Origin of the sequence: Gryllotalpicola koreensis (assembly GCF_039538185.1) — a bacterium.
GTDB lineage: Bacteria > Actinomycetota > Actinomycetes > Actinomycetales > Microbacteriaceae > Gryllotalpicola > Gryllotalpicola koreensis.
Map to the genome: position 1 here is coordinate 486,008 of NZ_BAABBW010000002.1, position 25,943 is coordinate 511,950.

At 69.9% G+C, this 25,943-nt stretch carries 25 protein-coding genes; 14 read left to right on the top strand and 11 right to left on the bottom strand.

Annotated elements, in window-relative coordinates; translation table 11 throughout:
- Window positions 1-5: 5 nt before the first annotated feature.
- The 3 genes from ABD708_RS07250 to ABD708_RS07260 are packed head-to-tail and all read left to right on the top strand — an operon-like array spanning window position 6 to window position 3,155.
- Window positions 6-335: a metal-sulfur cluster assembly factor gene (locus ABD708_RS07250; RefSeq protein WP_120790386.1), complete on the top strand. Its 330-nt coding sequence runs from the start codon at window positions 6-8 to the stop codon at window positions 333-335.
- A 7-nt stretch (window positions 336-342) separates the two neighbouring features.
- Entirely contained in the window at window positions 343-1,941 is a 1,599-nt protein-coding gene (gene abc-f, locus ABD708_RS07255) for a ribosomal protection-like ABC-F family protein (RefSeq protein ID WP_344752770.1), read from the top strand.
- 35 nt (window positions 1,942-1,976) lie between these two features.
- On the top strand, window positions 1,977-3,155 hold the full coding sequence (locus ABD708_RS07260) for an SURF1 family cytochrome oxidase biogenesis protein (RefSeq protein ID WP_344752772.1): 1,179 nt from the start codon (window positions 1,977-1,979) through the stop codon (window positions 3,153-3,155).
- A 186-nt stretch (window positions 3,156-3,341) separates the two neighbouring features.
- On the opposite strand, the gene ABD708_RS07265 is transcribed toward ABD708_RS07260, so the two are convergent.
- Window positions 3,342-3,605: a DUF3099 domain-containing protein gene (locus ABD708_RS07265; RefSeq protein WP_344752774.1), complete on the bottom strand. Its 264-nt coding sequence runs from the start codon at window positions 3,603-3,605 to the stop codon at window positions 3,342-3,344.
- A 123-nt stretch (window positions 3,606-3,728) separates the two neighbouring features.
- Between ABD708_RS07265 and fabG the strand changes: the two genes are divergently transcribed.
- Window positions 3,729-4,439: a 3-oxoacyl-ACP reductase FabG gene (gene fabG / locus ABD708_RS07270; RefSeq protein WP_344753387.1), complete on the top strand. Its 711-nt coding sequence runs from the start codon at window positions 3,729-3,731 to the stop codon at window positions 4,437-4,439.
- Between the two features lie 104 nt (window positions 4,440-4,543).
- Here the strand turns inward: fabG and serB are convergent, their stop codons facing one another.
- Both serB and glgC read right to left on the bottom strand, forming a co-directional pair.
- Entirely contained in the window at window positions 4,544-5,206 is a 663-nt protein-coding gene (gene serB, locus ABD708_RS07275) for a phosphoserine phosphatase SerB (RefSeq protein WP_344752776.1), read from the bottom strand.
- Window positions 5,203-6,447 (bottom strand): glucose-1-phosphate adenylyltransferase, encoded by a 1,245-nt coding sequence (gene glgC / locus ABD708_RS07280; RefSeq protein ID WP_344752778.1) that lies wholly within the window; start codon window positions 6,445-6,447, stop codon window positions 5,203-5,205. The genes serB and glgC overlap by 4 nt, the downstream gene beginning before the upstream one ends.
- 47 nt (window positions 6,448-6,494) lie before the next feature.
- On the opposite strand from glgC, the gene glgA reads away from it, so the two are divergent.
- The 3 genes from glgA to ABD708_RS07295 all read left to right on the top strand — a co-directional run bounded on the left by glgA (window position 6,495) and on the right by ABD708_RS07295 (window position 8,947).
- Window positions 6,495-7,679: a glycogen synthase gene (gene glgA, locus ABD708_RS07285; protein WP_344753389.1), complete on the top strand. Its 1,185-nt coding sequence runs from the start codon at window positions 6,495-6,497 to the stop codon at window positions 7,677-7,679.
- A gap of 110 nt (window positions 7,680-7,789) precedes the next feature.
- Window positions 7,790-8,578, top strand: coding sequence for an ABC transporter ATP-binding protein (locus ABD708_RS07290; protein WP_344752781.1), 789 nt, complete (start codon window positions 7,790-7,792; stop codon window positions 8,576-8,578).
- 111 nt (window positions 8,579-8,689) lie between these two features.
- Window positions 8,690-8,947: a type B 50S ribosomal protein L31 gene (locus ABD708_RS07295; RefSeq protein WP_344752784.1), complete on the top strand. Its 258-nt coding sequence runs from the start codon at window positions 8,690-8,692 to the stop codon at window positions 8,945-8,947.
- 148 nt (window positions 8,948-9,095) lie between these two features.
- On the opposite strand, the gene ABD708_RS07300 is transcribed toward ABD708_RS07295, so the two are convergent.
- Together ABD708_RS07300 and ABD708_RS07305 are read right to left on the bottom strand one after the other, a co-directional pair.
- Window positions 9,096-9,407 carry a putative quinol monooxygenase gene (locus ABD708_RS07300; RefSeq protein WP_344752787.1) on the bottom strand — a complete coding sequence of 104 codons (312 nt, stop codon included), beginning with the start codon at window positions 9,405-9,407 and terminating at the stop codon, window positions 9,096-9,098.
- A 30-nt stretch (window positions 9,408-9,437) separates the two neighbouring features.
- Window positions 9,438-10,133, bottom strand: coding sequence for a 3'-5' exonuclease (locus ABD708_RS07305; RefSeq protein ID WP_344752790.1), 696 nt, complete (start codon window positions 10,131-10,133; stop codon window positions 9,438-9,440).
- Window positions 10,134-10,195: 62 nt separating this feature from the next.
- On the opposite strand from ABD708_RS07305, the gene ABD708_RS07310 reads away from it, so the two are divergent.
- Complete coding sequence (locus ABD708_RS07310; protein ID WP_344752793.1) at window positions 10,196-11,059, top strand: alpha/beta fold hydrolase; 864 nt, start codon at window positions 10,196-10,198, stop codon at window positions 11,057-11,059.
- Window positions 11,056-12,141 (top strand): glycosyltransferase family 4 protein, encoded by a 1,086-nt coding sequence (locus ABD708_RS07315; protein WP_344752795.1) that lies wholly within the window; start codon window positions 11,056-11,058, stop codon window positions 12,139-12,141. Before ABD708_RS07310 ends, ABD708_RS07315 begins: the two co-directional genes overlap by 4 nt.
- Window positions 12,142-12,154: 13 nt before the next feature.
- Here ABD708_RS07315 and ABD708_RS07320 read toward each other — a convergent pair whose 3' ends face one another.
- Window positions 12,155-12,772, bottom strand: coding sequence for a histidine phosphatase family protein (locus ABD708_RS07320; RefSeq protein ID WP_344752797.1), 618 nt, complete (start codon window positions 12,770-12,772; stop codon window positions 12,155-12,157).
- The gene (locus ABD708_RS07325; protein ID WP_344753391.1) at window positions 12,769-13,602 is read right to left on the bottom strand and encodes a Sir2 family NAD-dependent protein deacetylase; all 834 of its coding nucleotides are present in this window, start codon (window positions 13,600-13,602) and stop codon (window positions 12,769-12,771) included. The genes ABD708_RS07320 and ABD708_RS07325 overlap by 4 nt, the downstream gene beginning before the upstream one ends.
- Window positions 13,603-13,654: 52 nt before the next feature.
- Between ABD708_RS07325 and ABD708_RS07330 the strand changes: the two genes are divergently transcribed.
- Both ABD708_RS07330 and ABD708_RS07335 read left to right on the top strand, forming a co-directional pair.
- Window positions 13,655-14,488 carry a TrmH family RNA methyltransferase gene (locus ABD708_RS07330; RefSeq protein ID WP_344752799.1) on the top strand — a complete coding sequence of 278 codons (834 nt, stop codon included), beginning with the start codon at window positions 13,655-13,657 and terminating at the stop codon, window positions 14,486-14,488.
- Between the two features lie 98 nt (window positions 14,489-14,586).
- Window positions 14,587-15,945 (top strand): D-alanyl-D-alanine carboxypeptidase family protein, encoded by a 1,359-nt coding sequence (locus ABD708_RS07335; protein WP_344752801.1) that lies wholly within the window; start codon window positions 14,587-14,589, stop codon window positions 15,943-15,945.
- Here ABD708_RS07335 and ABD708_RS07340 read toward each other — a convergent pair.
- Window positions 15,942-16,757: an SGNH/GDSL hydrolase family protein gene (locus ABD708_RS07340; RefSeq protein ID WP_344752803.1), complete on the bottom strand. Its 816-nt coding sequence runs from the start codon at window positions 16,755-16,757 to the stop codon at window positions 15,942-15,944. The two genes, ABD708_RS07335 and ABD708_RS07340, sit on opposite strands and share 4 nt — an antisense overlap.
- A 94-nt stretch (window positions 16,758-16,851) precedes the next feature.
- On the opposite strand from ABD708_RS07340, the gene ABD708_RS07345 reads away from it, so the two are divergent.
- Together ABD708_RS07345 and ABD708_RS07350 are read left to right on the top strand one after the other, a co-directional pair.
- Window positions 16,852-18,690, top strand: coding sequence for a DEAD/DEAH box helicase (locus ABD708_RS07345; protein WP_344752805.1), 1,839 nt, complete (start codon window positions 16,852-16,854; stop codon window positions 18,688-18,690).
- A gap of 9 nt (window positions 18,691-18,699) precedes the next feature.
- Window positions 18,700-19,200: a DUF6328 family protein gene (locus ABD708_RS07350; RefSeq protein WP_344752807.1), complete on the top strand. Its 501-nt coding sequence runs from the start codon at window positions 18,700-18,702 to the stop codon at window positions 19,198-19,200.
- Between the two features lie 54 nt (window positions 19,201-19,254).
- On the opposite strand, the gene ABD708_RS07355 is transcribed toward ABD708_RS07350, so the two are convergent.
- Both ABD708_RS07355 and ABD708_RS07360 read right to left on the bottom strand, forming a co-directional pair.
- Window positions 19,255-19,941, bottom strand: a complete 687-nt coding sequence (locus ABD708_RS07355) for a hypothetical protein (protein WP_344752809.1) — start codon at window positions 19,939-19,941, stop codon at window positions 19,255-19,257.
- A 49-nt stretch (window positions 19,942-19,990) separates the two neighbouring features.
- Window positions 19,991-20,893: a helix-turn-helix transcriptional regulator gene (locus ABD708_RS07360; RefSeq protein ID WP_344752811.1), complete on the bottom strand. Its 903-nt coding sequence runs from the start codon at window positions 20,891-20,893 to the stop codon at window positions 19,991-19,993.
- A 57-nt stretch (window positions 20,894-20,950) separates the two neighbouring features.
- On the opposite strand from ABD708_RS07360, the gene ABD708_RS07365 reads away from it, so the two are divergent.
- A complete protein-coding gene (locus tag ABD708_RS07365; RefSeq protein WP_344752813.1) occupies window positions 20,951-22,387 on the top strand; it encodes an MFS transporter in 1,437 nt (478 codons plus the stop codon).
- A 41-nt stretch (window positions 22,388-22,428) separates the two neighbouring features.
- Here the strand turns inward: ABD708_RS07365 and ABD708_RS07370 are convergent, their stop codons facing one another.
- Entirely contained in the window at window positions 22,429-25,941 is a 3,513-nt protein-coding gene (locus ABD708_RS07370; protein WP_344752815.1) for an error-prone DNA polymerase, read from the bottom strand.
- Between the last annotated feature and the right edge of the window lie 2 nt (window positions 25,942-25,943).

The following is a 25,943-nucleotide window of genomic DNA, read 5'->3' on the forward strand; positions in this document are numbered from 1 at the left end:
TCGCCATGGCCACCGCACTCGCTCCGGAGAAGTTCGACCAGGTCGTCGAATCGCTCAAGGACGTCATGGACCCCGAGCTCGGCGTCAACGTCGTCGACCTGGGGCTCATCTACGACCTCGCGTGGGACGACGAGCACGACGCGCTCATCATCTCCATGACGCTGACCAGCGCCGGCTGCCCGCTCACCGATGTGCTCGAGGAGCAGACCGGCGAGGCGCTGGACGGCGTCGTCGAGCGGTTCCGCATCAACTGGGTGTGGATGCCGCCGTGGGGCCCCGAGCGCATCACCGACGACGGGCGCGACATGATGCGCGCGCTCGGCTTCTCGATTTGAGGTACTGATGCTTGCGGTCTCGAACCTCGAGATCCGGGTCGGCGCCCGCACACTCATGGCGGGCGTCGACTTCCGTGTTCAGAAGGGCGACAAGATCGGCCTCGTCGGCCGCAACGGCGCCGGCAAGACCACGCTCACCAAGGTGCTCGCCGGCGACCTGCCGCCGACCGACGGCAACGTGACGCGCTCGGGTGAGCTCGGCTACCTGCCGCAGGACCCGCGCACCGGCGACCCCGAGATGCTCGCGCGCACCCGCATCCTCGACGCGCGCGGGCTGGGAACGCTGAACCTGCAGATCCATGAGCAGACGCTCAAGATGTCGGATGCCGACCCCGCGGTGGCCGACAAGGCGATGCGCCGTTACGCGACCCTGCAGGAGCGCTTCGAGGCGCTCGGCGGCTACGCGGCCGAGGCCGAGGCGGCGTCGATCGCGTCGAACCTCAATCTGCCCGACCGCATCCTGGATCAGCCGCTCAAGACGCTCTCGGGCGGCCAGCGCCGCCGCATCGAGCTCGCGCGCATCCTGTTCTCCGACGCCGAGACGATGATCCTCGACGAGCCGACCAACCACCTCGACGCCGACTCGGTCGTGTGGCTGCGGGAGTTCCTCAAGAACTATCAGGGCGGCTTCATCGTGATCTCGCACGACGTCGTCCTCGTCGAGGAGGCCGTCAACAAGGTCTTCTACCTCGACGCGAACCGCGCGGTGATCGACATCTACAACATGGGCTGGAAGAAGTACCTCGCCCAGCGCGCCGCCGACGAGGAGCGCCGCAAGAAAGAGCGCGCCAACGCCGAGAAGAAGGCGTCTGCGCTGCAGCTGCAGGCCGCGAAGTTCGGGGCGAAGGCGACCAAGGCCGCCGCCGCGCACCAGATGATGGCACGTGCCGAGAAGCTGCTCTCCGGGCTCGACGAGGTGCGCCAGGTCGAGCGCGTGGCGAAGCTCAGGTTCCCCGAGCCCTCGCCGGTCGGGCGCACGCCGCTCAAGGCATCCGATCTCTCCAAGTCCTACGGCTCGCTCGAGATCTTCACCGCCGTCGATCTCGCGATCGATCGCGGCTCGAAGGTCGTCATCCTCGGTCTCAACGGCGCCGGGAAGACGACGCTGCTGCGCATCCTCGCAGGTGTCGACGAGCCCGACACCGGCGAGCTCGAGCCGGGTCACGGCCTGAAGATCGGCTACTACGCGCAGGAGCACGAGACGCTCGACGTGCACCGCTCCGTGCTGCAGAACATGGTCTCTGCGTCGCCGCACCTGACCGAGACGGATGCCCGCAAGGTGCTCGGCTCGTTCCTGTTCTCCGGCGACGACGTGCACAAGCCGGCCGGCGTGCTCTCGGGCGGCGAGAAGACCCGCCTCGCGCTCGCGATGCTCGTCGTCTCGTCGGCGAATCTGCTGCTGCTCGACGAGCCGACGAACAACCTCGACCCGGCATCCCGCGAGGAGATCCTCGACGCGCTCGCGCACTATGCGGGCGCCGTCGTGCTGGTCTCGCATGACCCCGGCGCCATCGAGGCGCTGAACCCCGAGCGCGTGCTGATCATGCCGGAGGGCACCGAGGACCTCTGGACCCCGGACTACGCCGAGCTCGTCGAGCTCGCGTAAGGAACCGCCAAGCAAGCCGCGAGAAGATCAATTTCGTGTCCGATCGTTCCCCGCAGGGTTCGCTGCAGCGCCGCGCGTCGCGCGACGTGGAGGCACGCCGCCCCGGGGCCCTCGAGCGGAAGACCGCGGCCGTCTACGACACGACCACAGAGGGCATGGTCGGGTGGGAGTTCGTCGGCACCCGCCGCTGGATCGTGTACATCGCGGCCGCCGTCGTGTTCGCCATCGCGTGCGTCTTCCTCTCGCACTGGCAGTACGACCGCGGGCAGCAGGCGACGAGGTACAACACGCGTGTCGCGACGAACTTCCATGCGGCACCCGTCGCGCTCGACAGCGTGCTGCCCACCCTCGACGCGTACGACGCCCACGACGTGTGGAAGCCGGTCGCCGTCACGGGGGAGTACCTCATCAAGGACCAGCTCTTCGTGCGCACCCGCCCCTGCGGCGACTCGACCGGCTTCGAGGTGCTGACGCCGCTCAAGCTCGCCGACGGCACGATCTTCATCGTCGACCGCGGCTGCATCGACGCCGGTTCCGACCCGCAGCGTCCGAAGGCAGAGCCCACGCCGCCCAGCGGCACGGTCAGCGTCGTCGCCCGCCTCCAGGCGGGGGAGACCGCGAAGGGCTCGACGCCCGCCATCAGGAATCAGATCGAGTCGATCGACCTGGCCGAGATCAAGCAGCGACTCGGCGGCGGCGCGGTCTACACGGGCGCGTACGGCGTGCTCGACACGCAGACGCCCGCCTCCGCCACCGCGCTCACGAAGATCGTGACCGGGGCGCCCACGGCCGGCACGGTGATCCACTGGTCCTACATGGTGCAGTGGGTGCTCATCGCCCTGATCGGCTTCGGGGGCCTGTGGTACGGCATGCGCACCGAGTTCCGGCGTCTCAACGCCGATCACCCCGAGGAGCGCGAGCGCGCTCGCAAGCGGCGGCAGAAGGCCGCCAAGAAGAAGTTCACCGACGCCGAGGTCGAGGACGAGCTGCTCGACGGCTACCTGCCCCTGTCCCGTTGGGGGATCGAGGGCACCGTCACGGTCGCACCGCCCGCGCCGCGCTCGTTCGGCGCGATCGGAGAAGCGGGAGAGGCGGATGCCGCGGACGCGTCGCGCCCGGCGCGCGCTGCGCGCCCCAGCCGCCCCGAGGTGATCGTCATCCAGCCGAGCGAGCCGACTCCTGCGGACCCCGCGACTCCGAGTCAAGAGGACTGACCTCGACGGGGAAGCCGCGCGAGCTGAGGAATCCGTTCAGGAACTCGCGATGCTCCTCGCACGCGAGCCACGTCTTGAATCGGCCGTCGCTGTGGATCTTCGGGTTGCGCCAGTCGATGCGCCACACAGCGGCCGCACGGCAGCCCGCCCGCGAGCACTCCGTCGCGGCAGGCTCCCCGAACAGGCTCACGGGCGCCGCTCGAGAGCGCCCGGGCGCTCGACCTGGCCGCCGTCGCCCGCCTGCACGGCGTTCGCGACCACGACGGCGAAGTACGGCAGGAAGATCGCGCCGAGCGCCGGGATCAGCAGCCACCAGCCGCGCACCCAGATGCACGCGAGCACGCACAGCACTCGGATGCCCATCATGATCGAGTACTCGATCATGCGCTTGTGCCGTTCCTGATCAGGTGACGGCGGCAGCGAGGTGATGGTGTGCGCGGTGGCTTTCATGGGCTTCGGTCCAGCCTACTTCCGGGTTGCCATTATTGGTCGGCGCGCCGGTCCCCGCCCGGCGCACAGGCAGGGCCGCCGTGCACGCCGCCGGCCCTGCCATACGATTCCCGTATGCCTCAAATCACCACCCCCCGTACCGTGCTCGTCACCGGCGGAAACCGCGGAATCGGCTTCGCCATCGCCCAGGAGTTCGTGGCGCAGGGCCACCGCGTCGCCGTGACGGCGAGGTCGGGCGAAGGGCCGGAGGGCACCCTGACGGTGCGTGCGGATGTGACGGATGCCGCAGCCGTCGACGCCGCGTTCGGCGAGGTCGAGTCGGCCCTCGGCCCCGTCGAGGTCGTCGTCGCCAACGCCGGCATCACCCGCGACACCCTCATGCTGCGCATGGCCGAGGAGGATTTCGACGCCGTCGTCGACACCAACCTCGGCGGATCGTTCCGCGTCGTCAAGCGCGGCCTGAAGGGCATGCTCAAAGCGAAGTTCGGCCGCATCGTCTTCATCTCCTCGGTCTCAGGCCTCTACGGCAACCCCGGCCAGGTGAACTACTCGGCGTCGAAGGCCGGCCTCATCGGCATGGCGCGCTCGATCACCCGCGAGCTCGGCAGCCGCGGCATCACGGCGAACGTCGTCGCGCCGGGCTTCATCGAAACCGACATGACCGCAGAGCTGCCCGAGGAGCAGACCGCCGCTTACAGGAAGGCCATCCCGGTCGGCCGCTATGGCACCGCGAACGAGGTCGCGAAGGCGGTCGCGTGGGTCGCCGGCGATGACGCCGCCTACATCTCCGGCGCCGTCATCCCCGTCGACGGCGGCTTGGGCATGGGGCACTGACCGTTCGGCTGCGTCTCAACTGCGCCGAACGGTCAGTGCTGCACGCTATGACCGTGCGCACGGTGCAGCGATGATCGTCTGGCGCAGTTGAGGTGTGGATCGTCTCAGCCGCGCAGGCCGAGCAGGGGGAGGAGCTGGGAGAGGTCCTGCACGTCGATGATCACGTCGGCCTGCTCGCGGACCCGCGGCTTCGCGTTGAACGCGACGGCGAGGCCGGCGACGGCCATCATCTCGAGGTCGTTGGCGCCGTCGCCGACGGCGATCGTGCGGGATTCACGGAGCCTCAAGGCATCCGCCCACTCCTTGAGCGCCTGCGCCTTGCCGAGCGCGTCGACGATCTCGCCCGACACGCGGCCGGTGAGCCGGCCGCCGTCGACCTCGAAGCGGTTCGCGCGCCAGAAGTCCAGCCCGAGCTCGGCACCCAGCGGGTCGAGCACCTCGTGGAAGCCGCCGGAGACGACGCCGAGCTTGCCGCCTGCCGCATGCACGCCGTCGATCAGCTCGCGCACCCCGGCCGTGACGGTCAGCCGCGAGCGCACCTCGGCGAAGGCATCCGTCGTGAGGCCTGCGAGCGTCGCGACGCGCTCGCGCAGCGATTCTGCGAAGTCGAGCTCGCCCTGCATCGCCCGCGTCGTGATGTCGGCGACGAGGGCCGTCGTGCCCGCGTGGTCGGCGATGAGCTCGATGACCTCATCGTGGAGGAGTGTCGAATCCGCGTCGAGGACGACCAGGAATGGAACAGCGGCCTGCGCGGCAAGCGAGCTCATGGAACGACGCGGACTCCCTTTCCGACCACGACCAGGCCGGACTCGGTGACGGTGAACCCTCGTGCGCGGTCGTGCGCGAGGTCGATGCCGACCTCGGCGCCCTGCTCGATGACGACATCCTTGTCAAGGATGGCACGGCGCACGTGCGCGTCCGGACCGATGGTGACCCGATCGAAGGCCACGGTGTCGGTGATGTTCGCGCCGGAGTCGATGAGCGTCCACGGCCCCAGCACGCTGCGCTCGACGTGCGCCCCTGAGATGACCGAACCGAGCGAGACGATCGAGTCGATGGTCGCGCCGATCGAACCGCGGGCGTCGCGCACGACCTTGGCGGGCGGCGAGTTGAGCTCCTGCGAGTAGATCGGCCACTCGCGGTTGTACAGGTTGAAGATCGGCAGCGCCGAGATCAGGTCCTGGTGCGCCTCGAAGAACGACTCGATGGTTCCCACATCGCGCCAGTAGGCGCGGTCGCGCTCGGTCGAGCCGGGGACGTCGTTGTCCTTGAAGTCGTAGACGCCGGCCTCGCCGCGCTCGACGAAGTACGGGACGATATCGCCGCCCATGTCGTGGTTCGACTCGGGTCGCTCTGCGTCGCTCTCGACCGCCTCGATGAGCGCATCGGTGTCGAACACGTAGTTGCCCATCGAAGCGAACACCTCATGGGGCGAGTCGGGCAGGCCGACCGGGTCCGACGGCTTCTCGCGGAACGCGCCGATCTTGTCGGGATGCTTCGCGTCGACCTCGATGACGCCGAACTGGTTCGCGAGCGCGATGGGCTGGCGGATCGCAGCAACCGTCGCGCGCGCACCGGAGGCGACGTGCGCCTCGATCATCTGGGCGAAATCCATGCGGTAGACGTGGTCGGCGCCGACCACGACGACGATGTCGGGCCGCGCGTCGTTCAGCAGGTTGAGGTTCTGCAGGATCGCGTCGGCGGAGCCCGAGAACCAGCGCTTGCCGAGGCGCTGCTGGGCGGGCACCGACGAGACGTAGGAGTTCAGCAGCTGCGGCAGGCGCCAGGTCTGCGAGATGTGCCGGTCGAGGGAGTGCGACTTGTACTGCGTGAGAACAACGAGCTGCCGCAGGTCGGAGTTGACGAGGTTCGACAGCGCGAAGTCGATGAGGCGGTACTGGCCGCCGAAGGGGACCGCGGGCTTCGCTCGGTCCGCCGTCAGCGGCATCAGGCGCTTGCCCTCGCCGCCGGCCAGAACCACCCCGAAGATCTTCCTGCCAGCCCTCATGGAACCGACATTAGTTGGCCCGGCGTGCCTGTACTAGCGTCATGACCATGCGAGTCGACCTCATGACACGTGAGTATCCGCCGGAGGTATACGGGGGCGCGGGGGTCCACGTCGCCGAGCTCGTGAAAGCGCTGCGCGCACACGCCGAGGTGCGAGTCCACGCCTTCGGAAAGCCGCGCGATGAGGCAGATGTCTTCTCCTACGGGGTGCCCGCCGAGCTGGCATCCGCCAACGCCTCGCTCACGACCCTGGGCGTCGATCTGCAGATGGCCCAGGCCGCCCAGGGCACCGATCTCGTGCACTCGCACACCTGGTACGCGAACGGCGCAGGCCACCTTGCGAAGCTGCTGCACGGCGTCCCGCACGTCGTGACCGCGCACAGCCTCGAGCCGCTGCGCCCATGGAAGGCCGAGCAGCTCGGCGGCGGCTACCGGGTCTCCAGCTGGATCGAGAAGACAGCATATGAGGCGGCGGATGCCGTGATCGCCGTGTCTGAGGGGATGAGGCGCGACATCCTGCGCTCGTATCCCGCGATCGACCCCGCCAAGACCCACGTGGTCTACAACGGCATCGACCTCTCGGCCTGGCAGCCGAACCCCGATCACGAGGTCGCGCGGGCGCTGGGCGTCGATCCCGACCGCCCTGCCGTGGTCTTCGTGGGGCGCATCACGCGGCAGAAGGGGCTGCCCTACCTGCTGCGCGCGGCCGCCGCGCTTCCCGCCGACGTGCAGCTCGTGCTGTGCGCCGGCGCCCCGGACACCCCCGAGATCTTGGCCGAGGTGCAGGGGCTCGTCGCCAAGCTGCAGGCCGAGCGCTCGGGTGTGGTGTGGATCGAGCAGATCCTGCCGCGCGAGCAGCTCACCGCCGTGCTCTCGGCCTCGACCGTGTTCGTGTGCCCCTCGGTCTATGAGCCGCTCGGCATCGTGAACCTCGAGGCGATGGCCTGCCGGCTGCCCGTCGTGGGCACCGCGACCGGCGGGATTCCCGAGGTCGTCGTCGACGGCGTCACCGGCCGCCTCGTGCCGATCGACCAGGCGCAGGACGGCACGGGAACCCCCCTCGACCCCGAGCGCTTCGTCGCCGATCTGGCCGCGACGCTCACCGAGGTGGTCGCCGATCCGACGCGGGCGCAGGCCATGGGGGAGGCGGGCTACGAGCGCGCCCGGGATGCCTTCTCATGGTCCTCGATCGCCCAGCAGACGGCATCCGTATACGAAGCCCTGCTGTGTTGATTGCCGCGCCGGTCCTCGCCCGGCGCGGGTCGCTGCGCGATTCGCCGTCACGCCGCCGAATCGCTATGGCTGGCTGATCGAGGCCCGTCACCTTGGATAGGGTTGAAGCTATGTCGAGCACCGTCGTCAGCATGCAGTCCGCCGCAGTCGAGCGAAACGGCAACACGATTCTCGAGGGCGTCGACTGGCAGGTGACGAGCGACCAGCGCTGGGTCGTGCTCGGCCCGAACGGCGCGGGCAAGACGACCCTGCTGCAGCTCGCGGCGGCGCAGCTCACCCCGAGCTCGGGCACCGTCACGCTGCTCGACCAGAACACCTCTGAGGCCGACCCGGCAGAGCTGCGGCCGCACATCGGCTTCGCCTCGAACTCCCTCTCGCGCCGCCTGCCCTATGGCGAGACCGTGCTCGACATCGTGCTCACCGCCGCCTACGGCATCACCGCCCGCTGGAAAGAGGAGTACGAGGACATCGACGAGCGCCGCGCCCACCGTGTGCTCGCCGAGTGGAAGGTCGACCACCTCGCCGAGCGCAAGTTCGGCGAGCTCTCCGACGGCGAGCAGAAGCGGGTGCAGATCGCCCGGTCCGTGATGGCCGACCCCGAGCTGCTGCTGCTCGACGAGCCGGCCGCCTCGCTCGACCTCGGCGCCCGCGAGGAGCTCGTGCAGCTGCTCGGCGGCTACGCCAGCTCGGCCTCCGCCCCCGCCATCATCATGGTCACCCACCACGTCGAGGAGATCCCGGTCGGATTCACCCACGCGGTCGTCCTCGCGGGCGGGAAGGTCGCAGCCGCGGGCCCCATCGACGAGACCCTCACGTCCGACATCCTGTCCTCCGCCTTCGGCGTCCCGGTCGAGGTCACCGGCAACGACGGGCGCTTCACCGCGCGCGCGAAGTCGTGACCGCCCCCTCCGACCTGATAGAATCAGTCTTTGGCCCCCTGCGCCACCGCGCATCGGCTGGGCCGACGATTTCACACCACATCCATTCGACTGTTTCAAAGGCACTGACTTATGAAGGCTGACATCCACCCGAACTACGCCCCGGTGGTCTTCCGCGACCTGGCTTCGGGCGCGACGTTCCTCACGCGTTCGACCGTGAACAGCGACAAGACCATCGAGTGGGAAGACGGCAACACGTACCCCGTCATCGACGTCGAGATCTCCTCGGAGTCGCACCCGTTCTACACCGGCAAGCAGCGCATCATGGACTCCGCCGGCCGCGTCGAGAAGTTCAACCAGCGCTTCAAGAACTTCGGTTCCAAGAAGTAGGCAGGGTTTTCGAAGGGCCCCGGGCACACGCCCGGGGCCCTTCGCATGCCCAGGGTGCCGTGGCTGGACGATCCGTCACGCAACGCACGGTTTGTCACCTCGGGTTGCGCAGCGGAGGTGACAAACCGTGCGTCTTGCCGCCGAGCGCTCACGCCTGAGGGAAACCGGTGGGCGTCTTTCCCCCTGTGGGGTAGACGCGGTGCTGCTCGGGCATGCCCTCGAGCAGCGGGATCGCCTGCCGCACGAACTCTTGCATCGACGGCGTCGACATGGCCGCCTGATGCGCGCCTTCGTCGGTCCATACGTCCTGCACCCAGATGACGTCGGGATCGTCCGCGTCGTGGGTGACGAGCGACATGATGCATTCTTCGCGCGACTCAAATGCCGCAGCCGACTCGATCAGGACTGCCGTGACCTCATCGCGCTTGCCGGACTTCACCGTCATCTTGTTGATCAGCATGAGCGAACTCATGCCAACCGGTTTAGCGCGTCAATAGCGCTCAGGCCAGGTGCCTGTCGCCACGAAGTTCAGGTCGCCGAGCTTGTTGCGGCGGAACTCGGCGTAGCTCTCCTCCTGCTGACGGAACCAGTCGACCTGCTTGGCGTGCAGCTCAGCGGCCGTCATCGCGAGCTCGGCGGCGTACTTGACGGCAATCGCCTGCGCGACGCGACCGGCCGCGATCGCATCGAAGCCGGCGTCGTGCGCGTCGTCGCCGAGGTCGACGCCGTAGAACTGCGCCGTCATCTCGAGGGTGCGCTTGCCCTTCCGGTAGCGGTCGACCGCCTTGTCGATCACGAGCGGGTCGATGATGGGCAGCGGGTTCTCGAGCGGCGCGATGCCGAAGCGCTTCGCCTCGCGGTTGAGCACCGTGAAGTCGTACGGCGCGTTGTAGGCGACGACGGGGACCCCGCGCTCGAACAGCACGCGCAGCGCCGCGACGATCTCGGCGATGCCCGTCGCGGCGTCCATCCCCTCGAGGCGCACGCGCTCGGTCGTGTAGCCGTGGACGGCGGCCGCAGCCTCGGGGATCTCGACCATCGGGTCGATCACCCAGTCCTGCCGCGAGACCGTGATGCCCTGCTCGTTGATCACGCCGACGTGCGCCGTGACGATGCGCGCGGTCTCGGTGTTGACCCCCGTCGTCTCGAGGTCGAACACACCCAGCTGCTCATGCCATCCGCTCATGCCTCCAGGTTAGGAGCGACCCCTGACACCCGACGACTGCGACGCTCGGTAGCCTGAGAGCGATGCACGAGATCGAGCTGGCCGGCGGAGTGACACGCTGGGTCGAGTATGAGGAGCGAGCGGATGCCGGCACCGGGCCGCTCATCGCCGTGCACGGCTTCCGCGGCGACCACCATGGGCTCGAGCCCATCGTCGAACGGCTCTCCGGCCGGCGCGTGATCGCCCCAGACCTGCCCGGTTTCGGGGCATCGGATGCCTTCACCGACCGCCCCCACGACATCGACGGCTACGCGAGCTGGCTGGGGGAGTTCACGCGGGCGGTGGCGCCAGGCGAGCCGGTCACGCTGCTCGGGCACTCCTTCGGCTCGATCGTGGTGGCCGCCGCCCTGGCAGAGCGTCAGGTGCAGGCATCCGTCGCGATCCTCGTCAATCCGATCGGCGCGCCGGCGCTCAAGGGTCCCAAGGCGATCGGCACGGGCGCCGCGGTTTTCTACTACTGGCTCGCGCGCGCTCTCCCGGCGCGGGCGGGCAACGCGCTGCTGCGCAGCCCGGCGATCGTGCGCACGATGAGCGTCGCGATGGCGACGACCCGCGACCCTGAGCTGCGCCGCTGGATCCATGCGCAGCACGACGCCTATTTCTCGCTGTTCGCCGACCGCGGCTCGCTGCTCGAGGCATTCCGGGCGTCGGTGTCGCACGACGTCAGCGAGTACGCCGAGCGGCTGGAGCTGCCCGTGCTGCTCGTCGCCGCCGCACAGGATCAGATCACGCCCCTTGCCGCCGAACGGCGCCTCGCGGGATTGCTGCCCGACGGCGCGCTCGAGGTGATCGACGGGGTGGGGCATCTCATCCACTACGAGAAACCCGCAGAGGCCGCGGCCCTCATCGATGCGTTCCTCGAAGCCCACGTCGGCCGGCTGTCGTGAGGGTCCTGTTCGACTGTCGCTACGTGCGCACGGGGCGGCACGACGGCATCAGCCGGTACAGCGCCGAGCTCGTGCGCGAGCTCGCGAAGCTCACCCCCGTCGAGATGCTGATCAGCGACGAGGCGCAGCTCGCCAATCTGCCCGAACTGCCCTGGCACCTGATCGGCTCGCAGACCGGTCCCGGTGAGCCGTGGCGCGCCCGCGAGGTCAACCGCCTGCAGCCCGACGTCGTCTTCACCCCGATGCAGACGATGGGTTCGCGCGGTCGCCGCTACAGGCTCGTGCTCACCGTGCACGACCTCATCTACTACCGCCACCGAACACCGCCGCGCTCGATGCCGTGGTACGTGAAGATCGCGTGGCGGCTCTATCACCTCGCGTGGTGGCCGCAGCGCCGGCTGCTGAACGGCGGCGACGCCATCGTCTCGGTGTCGCAGACGACCGCCGACCTCATCGCGGCGCACCGCCTCACGACGCGGCCCGTGTTCGTCGTGCACAACGCGGCCGCAGACCCGTCGCCTGCGGCGCTGGCCGCGGCATCCGATCGCACACCGCCCGTCGGGGTGCCGCGGCGGCTCGTCCACATGGGCCAGTTCGTGCCGTACAAGAACATCGACACGCTCGTGCGCGCGATGCCGCTGCTGGGCGCGGATTACGAGCTGCACCTGATGAGCCCGGTGACGGATGCCGAGCGCGAGCGCCTCGCCGAGCTGGCCCCGGGAGCCGCGCTCGTGTTCCACGACGGCGCGAGCGACGCGGATTACGAGACGGCGCTGCTCGGCGCGCACGCGCTGGTCACGACCTCGTGGGACGAGGGCTTCGGCATCCCGGTGATCGAGGCGATGCGCCTCGGCACGCCGGTCGTCGCGAGCGATATCGCGATCTTCCACGAGGTCGGGGGAGAGGCCGCCGTGTTCGTCGACCCGGCGTCGCCAGGCGACGTCGCGCGCGGCATCCGCTCGCTGGAGGACACGGATGCCTGGGCGCGCGCGAGCCGCGCGGGGATCGCGCAGGCCGCGACGTTCAGCTGGGCCGCCTCGGCCCGCGCCCTCTACGAGGTGCTGCGCGCGGTCGCGGGCTGAGCCTGCTAGCCGGCTAACCCAGCTCGACGTCGACGTCGAGCTCGTCGGCCGCCGCCAGCTCGTCGAGCGCCACGTTGAAGCGCACCAGCGTCAGCTCGCCGCCCGTGACCTCGAGGTCGTGCACCGACCCGTTGCCGACGAACTCGCCCTTCGCGGGCCGCTCGCCGCCGGTGAGATGCTTCGCGATGGCGCCGATCACCCCGCCGTGCACCACCACGAGGATCCGCTCGCCCGCATGCTGCGCCGACAGCGCCGCCAGCGCCCCCAGCACGCGCCCGAGCAGCGCCGCGTCGTTCTCCCACTCGGGGATGTCGGCGCGGTTCTCGCCGAACGCCTCGCGGATCTCGGGGCCGGTCATGCCCTCTGCGCGCCCGTACGACCGCTCCTCGAGTCCGGGGACGGCGACCGGCTCAGGCATCCCCAGCTCCCCGGCGATGATCGCGGCGGTCTCGAACGCGCGCGACAGGGGCGAGGCGTAGATGCCGTCGAAGCGGCGAGTGCGCAGCGCCCGCCCGGTCTCGCGCGCCTGCTCGCGGCCGGTGTCGTTGAGCGGCACATCGGTTCGCCCCTGGAGCAGCCCGTCACGGTTCCAGTCGGTCTGTCCGTGGCGGACGAGGGAGATGCGAGTCACCGCTCCAGTCTGTCAGCCAGGGCTGTGAGGTACTCGGTGGTGCCGCCGTCGATCTTCACCGTCGCGCGCGCATCGCCCTTGGTCGCGCCGCGGTTGATCACGACGATCGGCAGTTTGCGGCGCCTGGCCTGCTCGATCAGGCGGATGCCCGTGTTGACCACGAGCGACGACCCGGCGACGAGCAGGGCGTCGGATGTCGCGATGAGCGCCTTCGCCTCGTCGAAGCGGTCGACGGGCACGAACTCGCCGAAGAACACCACGTCGGGCTTGAGCGGGCCGCCGCAGACCGTGCACTCGGGCACGACGAAGTCGTCGACGTCGGCGACCTCGGCGTCGCCGTCGGGGTTGATCACCACGGCCTCGGGCCGGGTGAGCCACGGGTTCGCCGCGTTGATGCGGGTCTCGATGTCGGGGCGGGCGAACACCTGGCCGCAGTTCAGGCACACGACGCGGTCCATCGAGCCATGCAGGGGCACGACGCGGCGCGAGCCGGCACGCACATGCAGGCCGTCGACGTTCTGCGTGACGACGCCCGCGACCTCGCCGTGTGCCTCGAGCTCGGCGAGCGCGAAGTGGCCCGCGTTCGGCTGGGCCGCGTTGAACAAGGGGTAGCCGAGGTGCGAGCCGGCCCAGTAGCGCTTGCGGGCGCGCGGCGAGGCAAGGAACTGCTCGATGGTCATCGGGGTGCGCTTCGGCGCGCCGGCGCCGCGGTAGTCGGGGATGCCGGAATCCGTGCTCACACCGGCGCCCGTCAGCACCGTGATCGTGCGGCCGGCGAGCGCCTCGACGGCGGCGTCGAGCAGGGTGTCGGTCGACTCCATCTCGAGCATCCGCGCACCTTCCTCGCCGTTCTCCTTAAATGCTACGGGCAAGATGTTTCCTATGGATGTCCGCCCGATCGACGACCTCGACGACCCCGCCCTCGCCGACTACTCGCGACTCACCGATGTGGCGCTGCGTCGAGTCGCCGAGCCCGCGGGCGGGCTCTACCTCGCCGAGTCGACGAAGGTCATCCAGCGCGCGATCGAGGCCGGGCACCGGCCGCGCTCCGTCCTTGTGCAGGAGCAGTGGCTCGACGACGTCGCACCGCTGCTCGACGGATTCCCCGAGGTGCCCGTCTTCGTCGGCGAGGCGCCCCTGCTCGAGCGCCTGACCGGCTACCACCTGCATCGCGGCGCGCTCGCCTCGATGCACCGGCCCGTGCTGCCGGGCGTGCAGGAGGTGCTGGCGGATGCCCGGCGCGTCGTCGTCCTCGACGGGCTGGTCGACCACACCAACGTGGGCGCGATCTTCCGCTCGGTCGCGGGCCTCGGCGCCGACGCCGTGCTCGTGACGCCGACGTGCGCCGACCCGCTCTACCGCCGCAGCGTGCGCGTCTCGATGGGCACCGTGCTGCAGGTCCCGTGGACGAGGCTTCCGGAATGGGGCGATTCCGCACACCGGGATCGCCTCGGCGCGGCTGATCTCTTGCACGCGAGCGGATTCCACATCGCCGCGCTCGCTCTCGCCGACGACGCGGTCACTCTTGACGCCTTCGCCGCGGCGCCGCCCGAGCGGGTCGCGCTCGTCATGGGCGCGGAGGGCGACGGGCTGGGGCGCCGCGCCCTGGCCTCCGCCGACACGATCGTCACCATCCCGATGCTGCACGGCGTCGACTCGCTGAACGTCGCCTCCGCAAGTGCGGTGGCGCTGTGGGCGCTTCGGGCTGCTTCCTAGCCGGGTCGGCGGCGTGTACGGCGACTCGGCGACTCGGCGTGCGCGCCGGGCGCGGACCGGCGCGCCATCGGCACAGCTGGATTGCGTAGCATCGCCTCGTGACCTCCGCCGTCGATCTCGAGCCCGACCCCGAGCTCGGGGCGTCGAAGGCCGCCGCGGCAGCCTCGAAGCCCCGCCGCCTGCGCCGCGGGGCCGTAGCGACGATCACCACGGCATCCGTCGTCGTGCTCGCGATCGCCGCCTACGTGGGCGGCGCACTGCTGCACCCGCTGCCGGCGTCCGCCGCCGTCATCCCGGCCGACGCGATCACGCCGATCGAGACGGCGGCCGTGGCTCCCGCGTGGCCGACGCAGGGCGGCGCAGCGGTCGGGCTCGTGGGCCAGCCCGGCCTGCTCGGATCGAGCGGCAGCGACGCGAGCGTGCCGATCGCGAGCATCACGAAGACCATCACCGCGCTCGTGCTGCTCGACAAGTACAAGCTGAAGGCCGGCCAGCAGGGGCCGACGATCACGTTCGGGCAGGCGGACGTCGACATCCTGAACCAGGTCTGGAGCGAGAACGGATCGTGGGCCGCCGTGCAGGCGGGGGAGAAGCTCACCCTGACGCAGGCGATGACCGCGATGATGCTGAAGAGCGCGAACAACTATGCCCGCTCGCTCGCGGTGTGGTCGTACGGCTCGCAGCCGGCGTTCGTGAACGCCGCGAACGCCTGGCTGAAGAGCCACGGCTTCACCCACACCCACATGACCGACCCGTCCGGATTCGATCCGGGCAGTGTGAGCAACATGACCGACCTCGTCGGCATCGGCGAGCTCGCCATCGCCGACCCGGTGCTCGCGAAGATCGTCAACAGCTCGAGCGCGACGCTTCCCGAACCGCTCGGCGAGATCCACAACACCGACCCGCTCATCGGCAAGAACGGCATCGAGGGCGTCAAGACCGGGTTCACCGACCAGGCGGGGCACTGCCTGCTGTTCGCCGCGACGGTCGACATCAACGGCACCCCGCGCACCCTCGTCGGCGTCATGGTCGGTCAGCCCACCTACGACGCGCTCTGGAAGGGCGTGCCGAAACTGCTCACGAGCTACGAGCAGGCCTTCCACAAGATCGATCTGACGGATGCCGGCAAGACCATCTACGCCACGTATCGCACCCCATGGGGGGCGAGCACCCGGCTCGTCGCGGTGACGCGGCCGAGCGTCGAGATCTACTCCGCCAGCACGGTCGACATCTCGGTCGTCGCCGACAAGCTCACGACGGCGGACGCGAAAGAGAAGGCGGGCACCGTCACCTTCACGTATGGCGGCAAGCAGGTCGTCGCCGACCTCGCCACCGATGCGGCGCTGGCCGCGCCGAGCGCCGGGTGGCGGCTGACCCACCCCGTCGAGCTGTTCCGGCTCGACGAGCTGCCCGTCTGGCGCGACCTGTTCGACAAGCGCAGCCTGCTCGGCTCCTAGCCTGCGTCGTCGGCGGTCGCGCGCTCCGGCTCGGCGAGGGGTGCGAGAGGCGCGAGCGCAGGCCGCTTCGGCGGCAGGCCGTCGCCGCTCGAGACGTGCTTGATGCGGCGCACGACCCACGGCCAGGCGTACTCCTTCGCCCACTGCAGGTCCTGCGCGCGGGCCTCACGCCAGCTGCGCGGCGGCACCGGCGCGGGCTCGAGCACGGGCAGGTCGTTCGGCACGTGCAGCGTGCGCAGCACCAGGCGCGCGACGGCCTGGTGGCCGAGCGGGGACATGTGCAGGCGGTCGATCGACCACATCCGCTGGTCCTGGATCTCGGTCAGCGACCACTGGTCGGCGACGAGGGCGCCGTACTTCTCGGCGATGCCGCGCACGTCCTCGTTGTAGACGGCGACCTTGCCGCGGATCGCCTTGAAGGTGCCCGACCAGCCCACGTCGACGCCGGTGAACACGACGATCGTGGCACCGGTCGTCGCGAGCCGTGCGATGGTCTGGTCGAAGATCGCGGCGATCTCATCGGGGTCCGTGCCGGGGCGGATGACGTCGTTGCCTCCCGCCGAGATCGTGATCAGGTCAGGCTGCAGCGCGATGGCCGGCTCGACCTGGTCGGCGAGGATCTGGCGCACCAGCTTCCCACGCACGGCGAGATTGGCGTAGGCGAAATCGGATGCCTGCGCGGCGAGCACCTCGGCGACGCGGTCGGCCCAGCCGCGGAATCCGTCGGCCGGATCGGGGTAGGGGTCGCCGAGACCCTCGGTGAAGCTGTCGCCGAGCGCTACGTATCGGGTGAAAGTAGATAGTTCGGGCATGTTAAATAGTTTGCCACTCTGTGCGCATCTCCGCAGACGCGCCCTGGGGGACACGCCCGGCCATGTCGGTGCCTGTTGTTAGCATCGCATCCGCATGTCTGATTCGGCCATCTCCGCGCTTCCCGATCCGGGTGAATCTGCTGCGCACACCCCGGGAACCTTCGCGGCCGAGCACCTCTCGCCGGCCTTCCCGGCGCGCGCCCCGTGGGGCACCGCGACGCGCCTGCGCGCCTGGCAGCAGGAGGCGCTCGACGAGTACTTCCGCACCGAGCCCCGCGACTTCCTCGCCTCGGCGACGCCCGGCGCGGGCAAGACGACCTTCGCGCTGCGCCTCGCGACCGAGTTGCTCGGCCGGCGCACGGTCGACCGCATCGTGGTCGTCGCTCCGACCGACCACCTGAAGCGGCAGTGGGCCGAGGCGGCGGCCCGCGTCGGCATCCACCTCGACGCCGAGTTCAAGAACGCACACAGGCGCTTCGCCCGGCACTACCGCGGCATCGCCGTGACCTACGCGCAGGTCGCCGCGAAGGCGTCGCTGCACAAGGACATCGTCGAGGACGGGCGCACGCTCGTGATCCTCGACGAGGTGCACCACGGCGGCGACGCGCTCTCCTGGGGCGACGCCGTGCGCGAGGCCTTCGAGCGGGCGACCCGGCGGCTCTCGCTCACGGGAACGCCGTTCCGAAGCGACACTTCGCCGATCCCGTTCGTGACGTACCTGCCCGATGCGAAGGGCATCCGCACCTCGGTCACCGACTACAACTACGGCTACGGCCGGGCCCTCGCCGACGGGGTCGTGCGGCCGGTGCTGTTCATGGTCTATGCCGGCCACATGCGCTGGCGCACGCGGGCCGGCGAAGAGATGGAGGCGCGGCTCGGCGAGGGCAACACGAAGGACGTGACCTCGCAGGCGTGGCGCACCGCGCTCGACCCGGAGGGCGACTGGATTCCCGCCGTGCTGTCGGCCGCGACCCGGCGGCTCGACGAGGTGCGGCTTCAGGTTCCGGATGCCGGCGGCCTGGTCATCGCGACCGACAAGGAGCAGGCGCGGGCGTATGCCGCCATCCTCGACACGATGACGGGGGAGAAGACCACCGTCGTGCTGTCGGACGAGAAGGAGGCGTCCGACCGGATCAGCGCCTTCGCGGCATCCGATGCCAAATGGATGGTCGCCGTGCGCATGGTGTCGGAGGGCGTCGACGTGCCCCGGCTCGCCGTCGGCGTGTACGCGACCAACTCGTCGACCCCGCTGTTCTTCGCGCAGGCGATCGGCCGCTTCGTGCGGGCCAGGCGCCGGGGTGAGACGGCCTCCGTGTTCCTGCCCGACGTCGAGCCGCTGGTCGCACTGGCCGGCGCGCTCGAGCTGGAGCGCGACCACGCGCTCGACCGCGACGTCTCGGCCGAAGAGGGCGACCTCTACAACCCCGAAGACGCGATGATGCAGGCCGCCGAGAAAGACGACAAGGCATCGGATGCCTTGGAGGGCGAGTTCTCGTACCAGGCGCTCGGCTCGCAGGCCGCCTTCGACCGGGTGCTGTTCGACGGGCAGGACTACGGCGGCTACGCCGAGCCCGAGACCGAGGAGGAGCTCGACTTCATCGGCATCCCCGGCCTCCTCGAACCCGACCAGGTGCACGAGCTGCTCATGCACCGGCAGGCGCGGCAGTCGCGCCGCGCCGCATCGCGGCCCGCACCCGCGCCCGAGGAAGAGCCGTCGCCCGCCAAGCCGCTGCCGCTGTACCGCACACTCAAGGAGCAGCGCTCGCTGCTCAACTCCCTCGTCGGGCTGTACGCGAAGTCGCACGATCAGCCACACGGCCTCGTGCACGCCGAGCTGCGGCGCATCTGCGGCGGCCCCGCCGTCGCGAAGGCGTCGATGACGCAGCTCGAGGCGCGCATCCAGCTGCTCAGGAAACGCCTCGGGCACAAGTAGCTTGTTGCCATGAGCGAGGACGCGCGGCCCGACAGCCTGAATCGCCCCGGCGAATCGGATGCCCAGCGCTACGACCGCAACTGGGAGGACATCCTGCAGGAGCTGCGCGTGACGCAGACCGGCAACCAGATCCTCACGGGCTTCCTGCTCGCCCTCGCGTTCCAGCAGCGCTTCCACGAGCTCGAGCCGCTCGGCATCACGATCTACCTCGTGCTGGTCGGGCTCGCGTGCACGGCGACGCTGCTCTCACTCGCCCCCGTGTCGCTGCACCGCTGGCTCTTCCGGCATCACGCCAAGAAGGAGGCGGTGCTGATCGGCAACCGGATCCTCCGCTTCGCGCTCGTCGCCGTCGCTCTGCTGATCATCGGCGTGGCGCTGTTCCTGTTCTACTTCGTCGTCTCGCTCACGGCGGGCATCATTGCGGCCGTCGTCGTGGCGCTCATGATCATCGGGCTCTGGGTCTTCCTGCCGATCTCGGTGCGGCGCCGCGAAGCCCACGCGCATCCGTGAGGCATTCGCCTCTCGCCGTCACAACGTCACAGCCGGAGGCAAACGAGTCAGACGCTACAGGCGACGCGTCGCGAACGCGAGCTCGACGAAGCGCAGCTCCTCGCGCGGGACGACGGCCGTGACCGTGCTGCCGTTGTCGAGCGCGACGCCGACGCCGTACACGTCGGGGTCCGTGTCGATGCGGACGCCCACCCGCTCATAGCCGTTCACGAGCACTGTCAGCCCGTGCTCGACGTGGCGCTCGTCGACCGGGCTGTCGAGATCGCCAGGAAGCTCGCCGCGCACCCGCGTCTCGCGGTATCCGTTCATCAGGATGTGGTTCACATGGCTGACGAGTCGCGCCTCGACCGCGTCGTACTCGCGCGGCTCGGCTCTCCAATGCGTGGTCACGGCCTCCCACAGCAAGGGGAAGCGCATGCGGTGCACCCGCTCGAGCAGCCAGGCCGGCCGTTCCCACGGCACCTCGCGGTCGAGGCTCGCGCGGCACTCGTCGTCGAACTCGGCGAGGTTCACCGGGTCGTCGAGGTTGTCGGGGTTCCGCCACAGGGTGTAGCTGATCGAGACCTCACACGTGTCGAGCACTCCGTTGTGCGTGCCCGTGTTGAGGCCGAACGCATCCCAGTCCTCGAGGTGGCGCTGCGGCACGAGGCCCAGCACGGGCACCGGCATCCGTCTCACCTTCTCGATGAGATCGAGCGCCGGGTCGGGCGCGGCGGCGTCGAGTCGCCCGCTGATGTGCACGAGGTCAGTCTGAGTGCTCGAACCCCGTCTCGCCAGCCCTGCCGCCCCATCAGGCCGCGATGACCGGCAACTGCGCGGTGACGGACGGCCGCGTCGTCACGACCGGCTCGCTGGCGACGAGTTCGGCGAGTCGTGTCAGCCTGCGGGCGTCCGCCGCGGTGACCGGTTGCATCGAGATGAGCCGCACCGATGGCGTGTTCTCGAGCCAGAGCCGCATGAAGTGCACCCGGACCGCACCCACCCGGCGGCTGTGGAACACCTGCTGGGGAGCCGCGGATGTGACGACCTCGCGCTGCTGCCAGAGCTGACGGAATCGGGGTGACTCAGTGCGCATCCGCTCGATCAGGGCGGTCCACGACGGGTCATCGAGATGGCGTGGCAGTGCCGAGCGCAACCGCCCCACCATGCGTGCCGTGGCCTCCTCGTAGTCGGGGTAGGTCGCCGCCCAGACCGGGTCGAGGAAGGCGCGCACCATGCAATTGCGATCGGCGACGGGTCCATTGTCGAGGTCGTCGATCAGGAAGCGATACGAGGCGTTGCTCGCCAGGATGTCGAACTTGTCGGTCTGAATACACGCAGGGGTCGGCATCAGAGTGGCGAGCAGAGCGAGGTGCCCCTCGGTCACCACACCGTCGCTCGGATCGACCTCGCCTGCGACACGGCCGGCGGCGAGCAGCCAGAGATGCTCGCGTTCGTCAGAGTCCAACCGCAGAGCACGAGCGATCGCGTCGATCACCTCGGGCGACGGAGAGATGTCGCGGCCTTGCTCAAGCCAGGTGTACCAGGTGACACCGACCCCGGCGAGCATCGCGACCTCCTCGCGGCGCAGCCCCGGCGTGCGACGTCTGCCGCCCGCGGGCAGGCCGACGTGATCGGGAGTGATGCGCTCGCGCCGGCTGCGCAGGAACGAGCCGAGCTCCCGGCGCGCGGTCAGGTTCCCCTGGGGTGTCATGACTACCAGGATAAGCACGCACTGGATACCTGGATAGAACGGCGCTCGGATGAGTTCATGAATGAGACCTCCGCGGTTGTCGAGGACAACCGCATCCGCGCCGTGGCGCTGCCCGCATCCGGAGCCATCGTGCTGCTGCTAGGCGGCATGCTGGGGAACTTCGTCTTCGGCGCTTCCACGATCGCGCTGCCCGAGATCGCAACCGCGCTGCACTTGGACGCTGGCACGGCCGGCCTGGTCGTCAGCCTCTTTGCGCTCGGCTTCGCGTCCTCACTGGTGCTCGGAGGCAGGCTCGGCGATCGTGCGGGGCGCCGCCTGCTCTTTCGGCTCGGCCTCGTCGCACTCGCGGTCACCTCCCTCGCGGCGGGTGCAGCGCCAGGAGGAGTCGTGCTGCTCGTCGCCCGAGTGCTCCAGGGCATCGCCGCGGGGCTGATGCTGCCGCAGGTGCTCTCGACCATCCAGCACGCGGCGACCGGGGCAGCCCGCGCGCGCTGGCTGGCAGGCTACGCCTTCGCCGTCGCAGCGGGGGCGACCGCCGGGCTGCTCGTGGCCGGCGCCCTGGCATCCGTCTCGCCCGAGGGCTGGCGTGCCCTGTTCGTCGTCGTCGCCGCGATCAGCGTGCTCGTGCTGGCGTGCACCCGCTCGGTGCCCGACACCCGCTCGGTGCGCAGTGCGGGACTCGACCCGGTCGGTTCGGTGCTGTTCGCCATCGGCATCGCGGCGATTCTGCTGCCGCTCTCGCTCGGCCCGCAGCATGGCTGGCCGTGGTGGACGATCGTCCTCTTCACCGTCGCCGTCATAGCGCTCGTGGTCTTCGCTCTCTGGGAGCGGCGCATCGATGAGGGCCGCGCCCTTGTGCCGATGGCCGTTCTGCGCGAGCCCGTCCTGCTCGCCGGACTCGCGATGACGGCGACCTTCTTCTGCGGCTACGGCGCGTTCTTCTACCTGTTCTCTCTCAGCGCCGAAAACGGCATGGGTCTCTCGGCGCTCGGCGCCGCCGTCGCGCTCGTGCCGTTCGCTGTCGGGTTCCTCATCGCCGCAACGCTCGCGCCACGTCTCGCCGCGGTGTGGCGGCCGGTGACCATGATGCGCTTCGGCGCTGCCGCGCAGGTGGTGATGCTGGTGCTCATCGCGATCATCCTGATGGTGCAGTGGCCGACCCCGAACGAAGCGCTGCTGCAACCCGCGCTCTTCCTGTTCGGCGCGGCACAGGCGATCATGTTCACCCCGCTCATCTCGACGGTGATGAGCTCGGTGTCTCATCACGTCTCCGGCCTTGCGAGCGGACTGTTCACGACAGCGCAGCAGCTCGCCACGGCGCTCAGCGTCGCCCTGCTCGGTGCGCTCTATACCGCCCTCGGGTCAGGCGGTGTCGCCTTCGCAGGCTGCCTGCTGGTGGACGCGGCCCTCGGCGCGGTGTTCTTCGCGCTCGCAGGACTGACCCGGCCCGGCACATCCTCCGCCTCGACCGCCAGCATGCCGAGCCGCCCGTAGCGCGGCTCGCGTGCCGCCGACGCCGAGCCGGCCGGCACCCGTCACTGGAAGTCGCGGGACGTCATCGCGACGGGGAGCTCGAGCAGCTGCAGCTGGTCAGCGGCGATGTTCACGACGCCCTCGGGGCTGCGCTCGAGGATGCCGCGCACGACCATTCCCTGCGCCTCGCGCGCGACGCGGCGATGCCGCTTCCAGACCCCCGCGGAGACGATGACGTTGACCATGCCGGTCTCGTCCTCGAGGTTGAGGAAGGTGATGCCGGAGGCCGTCGAGGGGCGCTGCCGGTGGGTGACGACCCCGCCGACGAACACGCGGCTGCCGGAATCCGCGCTCCCCAGCTCGGCGGCGCTCAGCACGCCTCCCGCCCGCAGCGCCTCACGGCGATAGCGCATCGGGTGGTCGTCGGGGGAGAGGCCCATGGCCCAGATGTCGTAGGCGAGCCGGTCCTCCTCGCTGGGCGCCGGCAGCAGCGGAGGCTGCACGACGACCGCGGTGTGGGGCAGGTAGTCGGCGCGCTCCTTCCCCGCCGAGCCCGCCTGCCAGAGCGCCTCGCGCCGCCCGAGCCCCATCGACTGGAAGGCGCCCGCCGCCGCGAGGGCGGTGAGCTGCGGCTCACTCAGCCGCGCGCGACGGGCGAGGTCATGCAGATCGAGGTAGGGGCCGCCCTCCGTGCGCGCGGCGACGATGCGCTCGGCCACCTTCTCGCCGATCGACCGCACCCCGGCGAGCCCGAGCCGCACGGCGAAGCGGCCGTCGCGGCGATGCGCGGCGCTCTCGTCGGGGCGCGTCGGGTCGAACGGCGTGCCCTCCTCGACATCCTCAGGGTTCCCTCCGGCCTCGTGCCAGCCCAGGCACTCATCCATCCCCGTGATTCCCGGGCGGGGCACGGATGCCTCACCCCATGGACCCTTCTCGTCGAGCGGCTCGAGACTCGCGTGCACGCCAGAGCGGGCAAGGTCGACGCCGCGGACCTCGACCCCGTGGCGCCGCGCATCGCGGACCAGGGTCTCCGCAGAGTAGAAGCCCATCGGCTGCGCCCGCAGCAGCCCGGCGAGGAAGGCGGCGGGGTAGTGCAGCTTGAGCCAGGAGCTCGCGTAGACGAGCAGCGCGAAGCTGAGCGAGTGGCTCTCGGCGAAGCCGAAGTCGGCGAAGGCCTGGATCTGCTCGTAGATGGCATCGGCCGCCTGCCCGGTGAGTCCGTTCTCCGCCATGCCGGCGAAGAGCTTCTTCTTCAGCGACTCGATCTTCTCGACCCCGCGCTTGGAGCCCATCGCGCGGCGCAGCAGATCGGCGTCCTCGGGTGAGCAGCCGCCGACGGCCATCGCCATCTGCATGATCTGCTCTTGGAAGAGCGGCACCCCGAGGGTGCGCCTCAGCACGGACTCGAGCAGCGGGTGCGGATAGCTCACGGGGTCGCCGGCACCGCCCTGAGGGTTGCGCAGCCGCTCCCGTCGCCGCAGATACGGATGCACCGCGCCGCCCTGGATCGGGCCCGGGCGAATCAGGGCGACCTCGACGACGAGGTCGTAGAAACGGCGGGGCTGCAAGCGGGGGAGCGTGGCCAGCTGCGCGCGCGATTCGACCTGGAACACCCCGACCGCGTCCGCCCGGCACAGCATGTCGTAGACGGCAGGTTCCTCCTTCGGCAGGCGCGCGAGGCTCCACTCCTCGCCGACGCCGTCGCGAACGAGATCGAAGATGTACTGCAGCGCCTCGAGCATGCCGAGGCCGAGCATGTCGAACTTGACGAGCCCCATCCACTCGACGTCGCCCTTGTCCCACTGCAGCACGGTGCGGTCCTCCATCCGCGCGTGCTCGATCGGGCAGATCTCTCCGACGGGCCGCTTGGTCAGCACCATGCCGCCCGAGTGGATGCCGAGGTGGCGCGGTGCCTTGCTGAGCTGACGCGCAAGCCCGAGAACCGTTTCGGGGATGCCGTCGGCATCGGCCGAGACACCGCCTCCCCAGTCCTCGATGCGCTTACTCCAGGCATCCTGCTGCCCCGCCGAGTACCCGAGCGCCTTCGCCATATCGCGCAGGGTCGCCTTCGGCCGGTAGCTGATCACATTGGCGACCTGGGCGGCATTCCGCCGCCCGTACTTCTCGAAGGCGTACTGAATGATCTCCTCCCGCCGCCGCGAATCGAAGTCGACGTCGATGTCGGGCTCCTCGTCGCGCAGATGGGACAGGAAACGCTGGAACGGCAGCCGGTAGCGGATCGCGTCGATCGCCGTGATGCCGAGCACGTAGCAGACGGCCGAGTTGGCGGCCGAGCCGCGTCCCTGGCACAGGATGCCCCGCGCGCGGGCTTCTCGCACAAGGTCGTGCACGATCAGGAAATAGCCGGGAAAGTCCTTCTTCTGAATGACCGCGAGCTCGTCTTCGAGGCGCTTCTCGATCTCGGCCAGAGGCGCCGGACGCCGCCCTTCCGGGTAGCGCTCCTCGACCCCGAGCCGCACGAGCTCGCGCAGCCAGCTCATCTGCGTGTGCCCCTCCGGCACCTCCTGCTCGGGCAGCCCCGGCTTCACGCTGTTCAGTTCGAAGGCGAGATCGGATGCCAGTTCCACCGTCGTCTCGATCGCCCCGGGGTACCGCCCGAACAGCCGCTGCATCTCGGCCCCGCTGCGCAGGTGGGCGTTGCCCGCAGCCGGAAGCCAGCCGTCGAGCTCGTCGAGGCTGCGCCGGGCGCGCACGGCCGCGACAGCAGTGGCGAGCGGCCGACCCTGCGGAGTCGCGTAGTGGACGTTCCCCGTCGCGACGACCGGCAGCCCGCGCTTCTCGGCGAGCTCGTACAGCACATCGTTGTAGGAGCTCGCGAGCGGGTCGCCGTGGTCGAACAGATCGACCACGACGTTGCCTGTGCCGAACAGGTCGACGAGCCGGTCGAGCTCCCACGCGGCGGCATCCGTGCCCCCGTCGGCGGAGACCAGCGCCTGTCGGACGGCGCCCTTGCGGCATCCGGTCAGTACTGCCCACCGACCTGCGGATGCCTCGGCCAGCGCGCCGAGCTCATAGATCGGCCGTCCCTTCTCCGCTCCTTCGGCGAGCTGCGCCTCGGTGATCGCTCCGGCGAGCGCGTGGTAGCCGGCCTGCCCGCGCGCGAGCACGAGCAGGTGCGTTCCCTCAGGGTCGGCTGCGCCGTTCTGCGGGGCGGAGAGCCCGAGGGACAGCTCGGCGCCGAACACGGTCTTCACCTCGGCGTGGTCTCGGTAGGCGGCCGCCGCCTCCGCCAGCTGCACCGCGCCGTAGAACCCGTCATGGTCGGTGACGGCGAGGGCGGAGAGCCGCAGCCGCGCCGCCTCCCGCAGCAGCTCCGCCGGCGAGCTCGCGCCGTCGAGGAAGCTGTAATGCGAGTGCGCGTGCAGCTCGGCGTAGGGCACGAGAGGCCCGTCGTCGAGCGTGAGCGGCTGCGCCTCGATCGGCTCGCGCCTCCGCGAGCCCGGCCGCTCGACCAGCTCGTCCGGCTGATCGGGCCGGGCGCGACCAGGTTTTGGACGAGCAGAGAGCGTCCGCTCGAACTCGGACCACGGCATCGCCGGGTTATTGAAGCCCATAC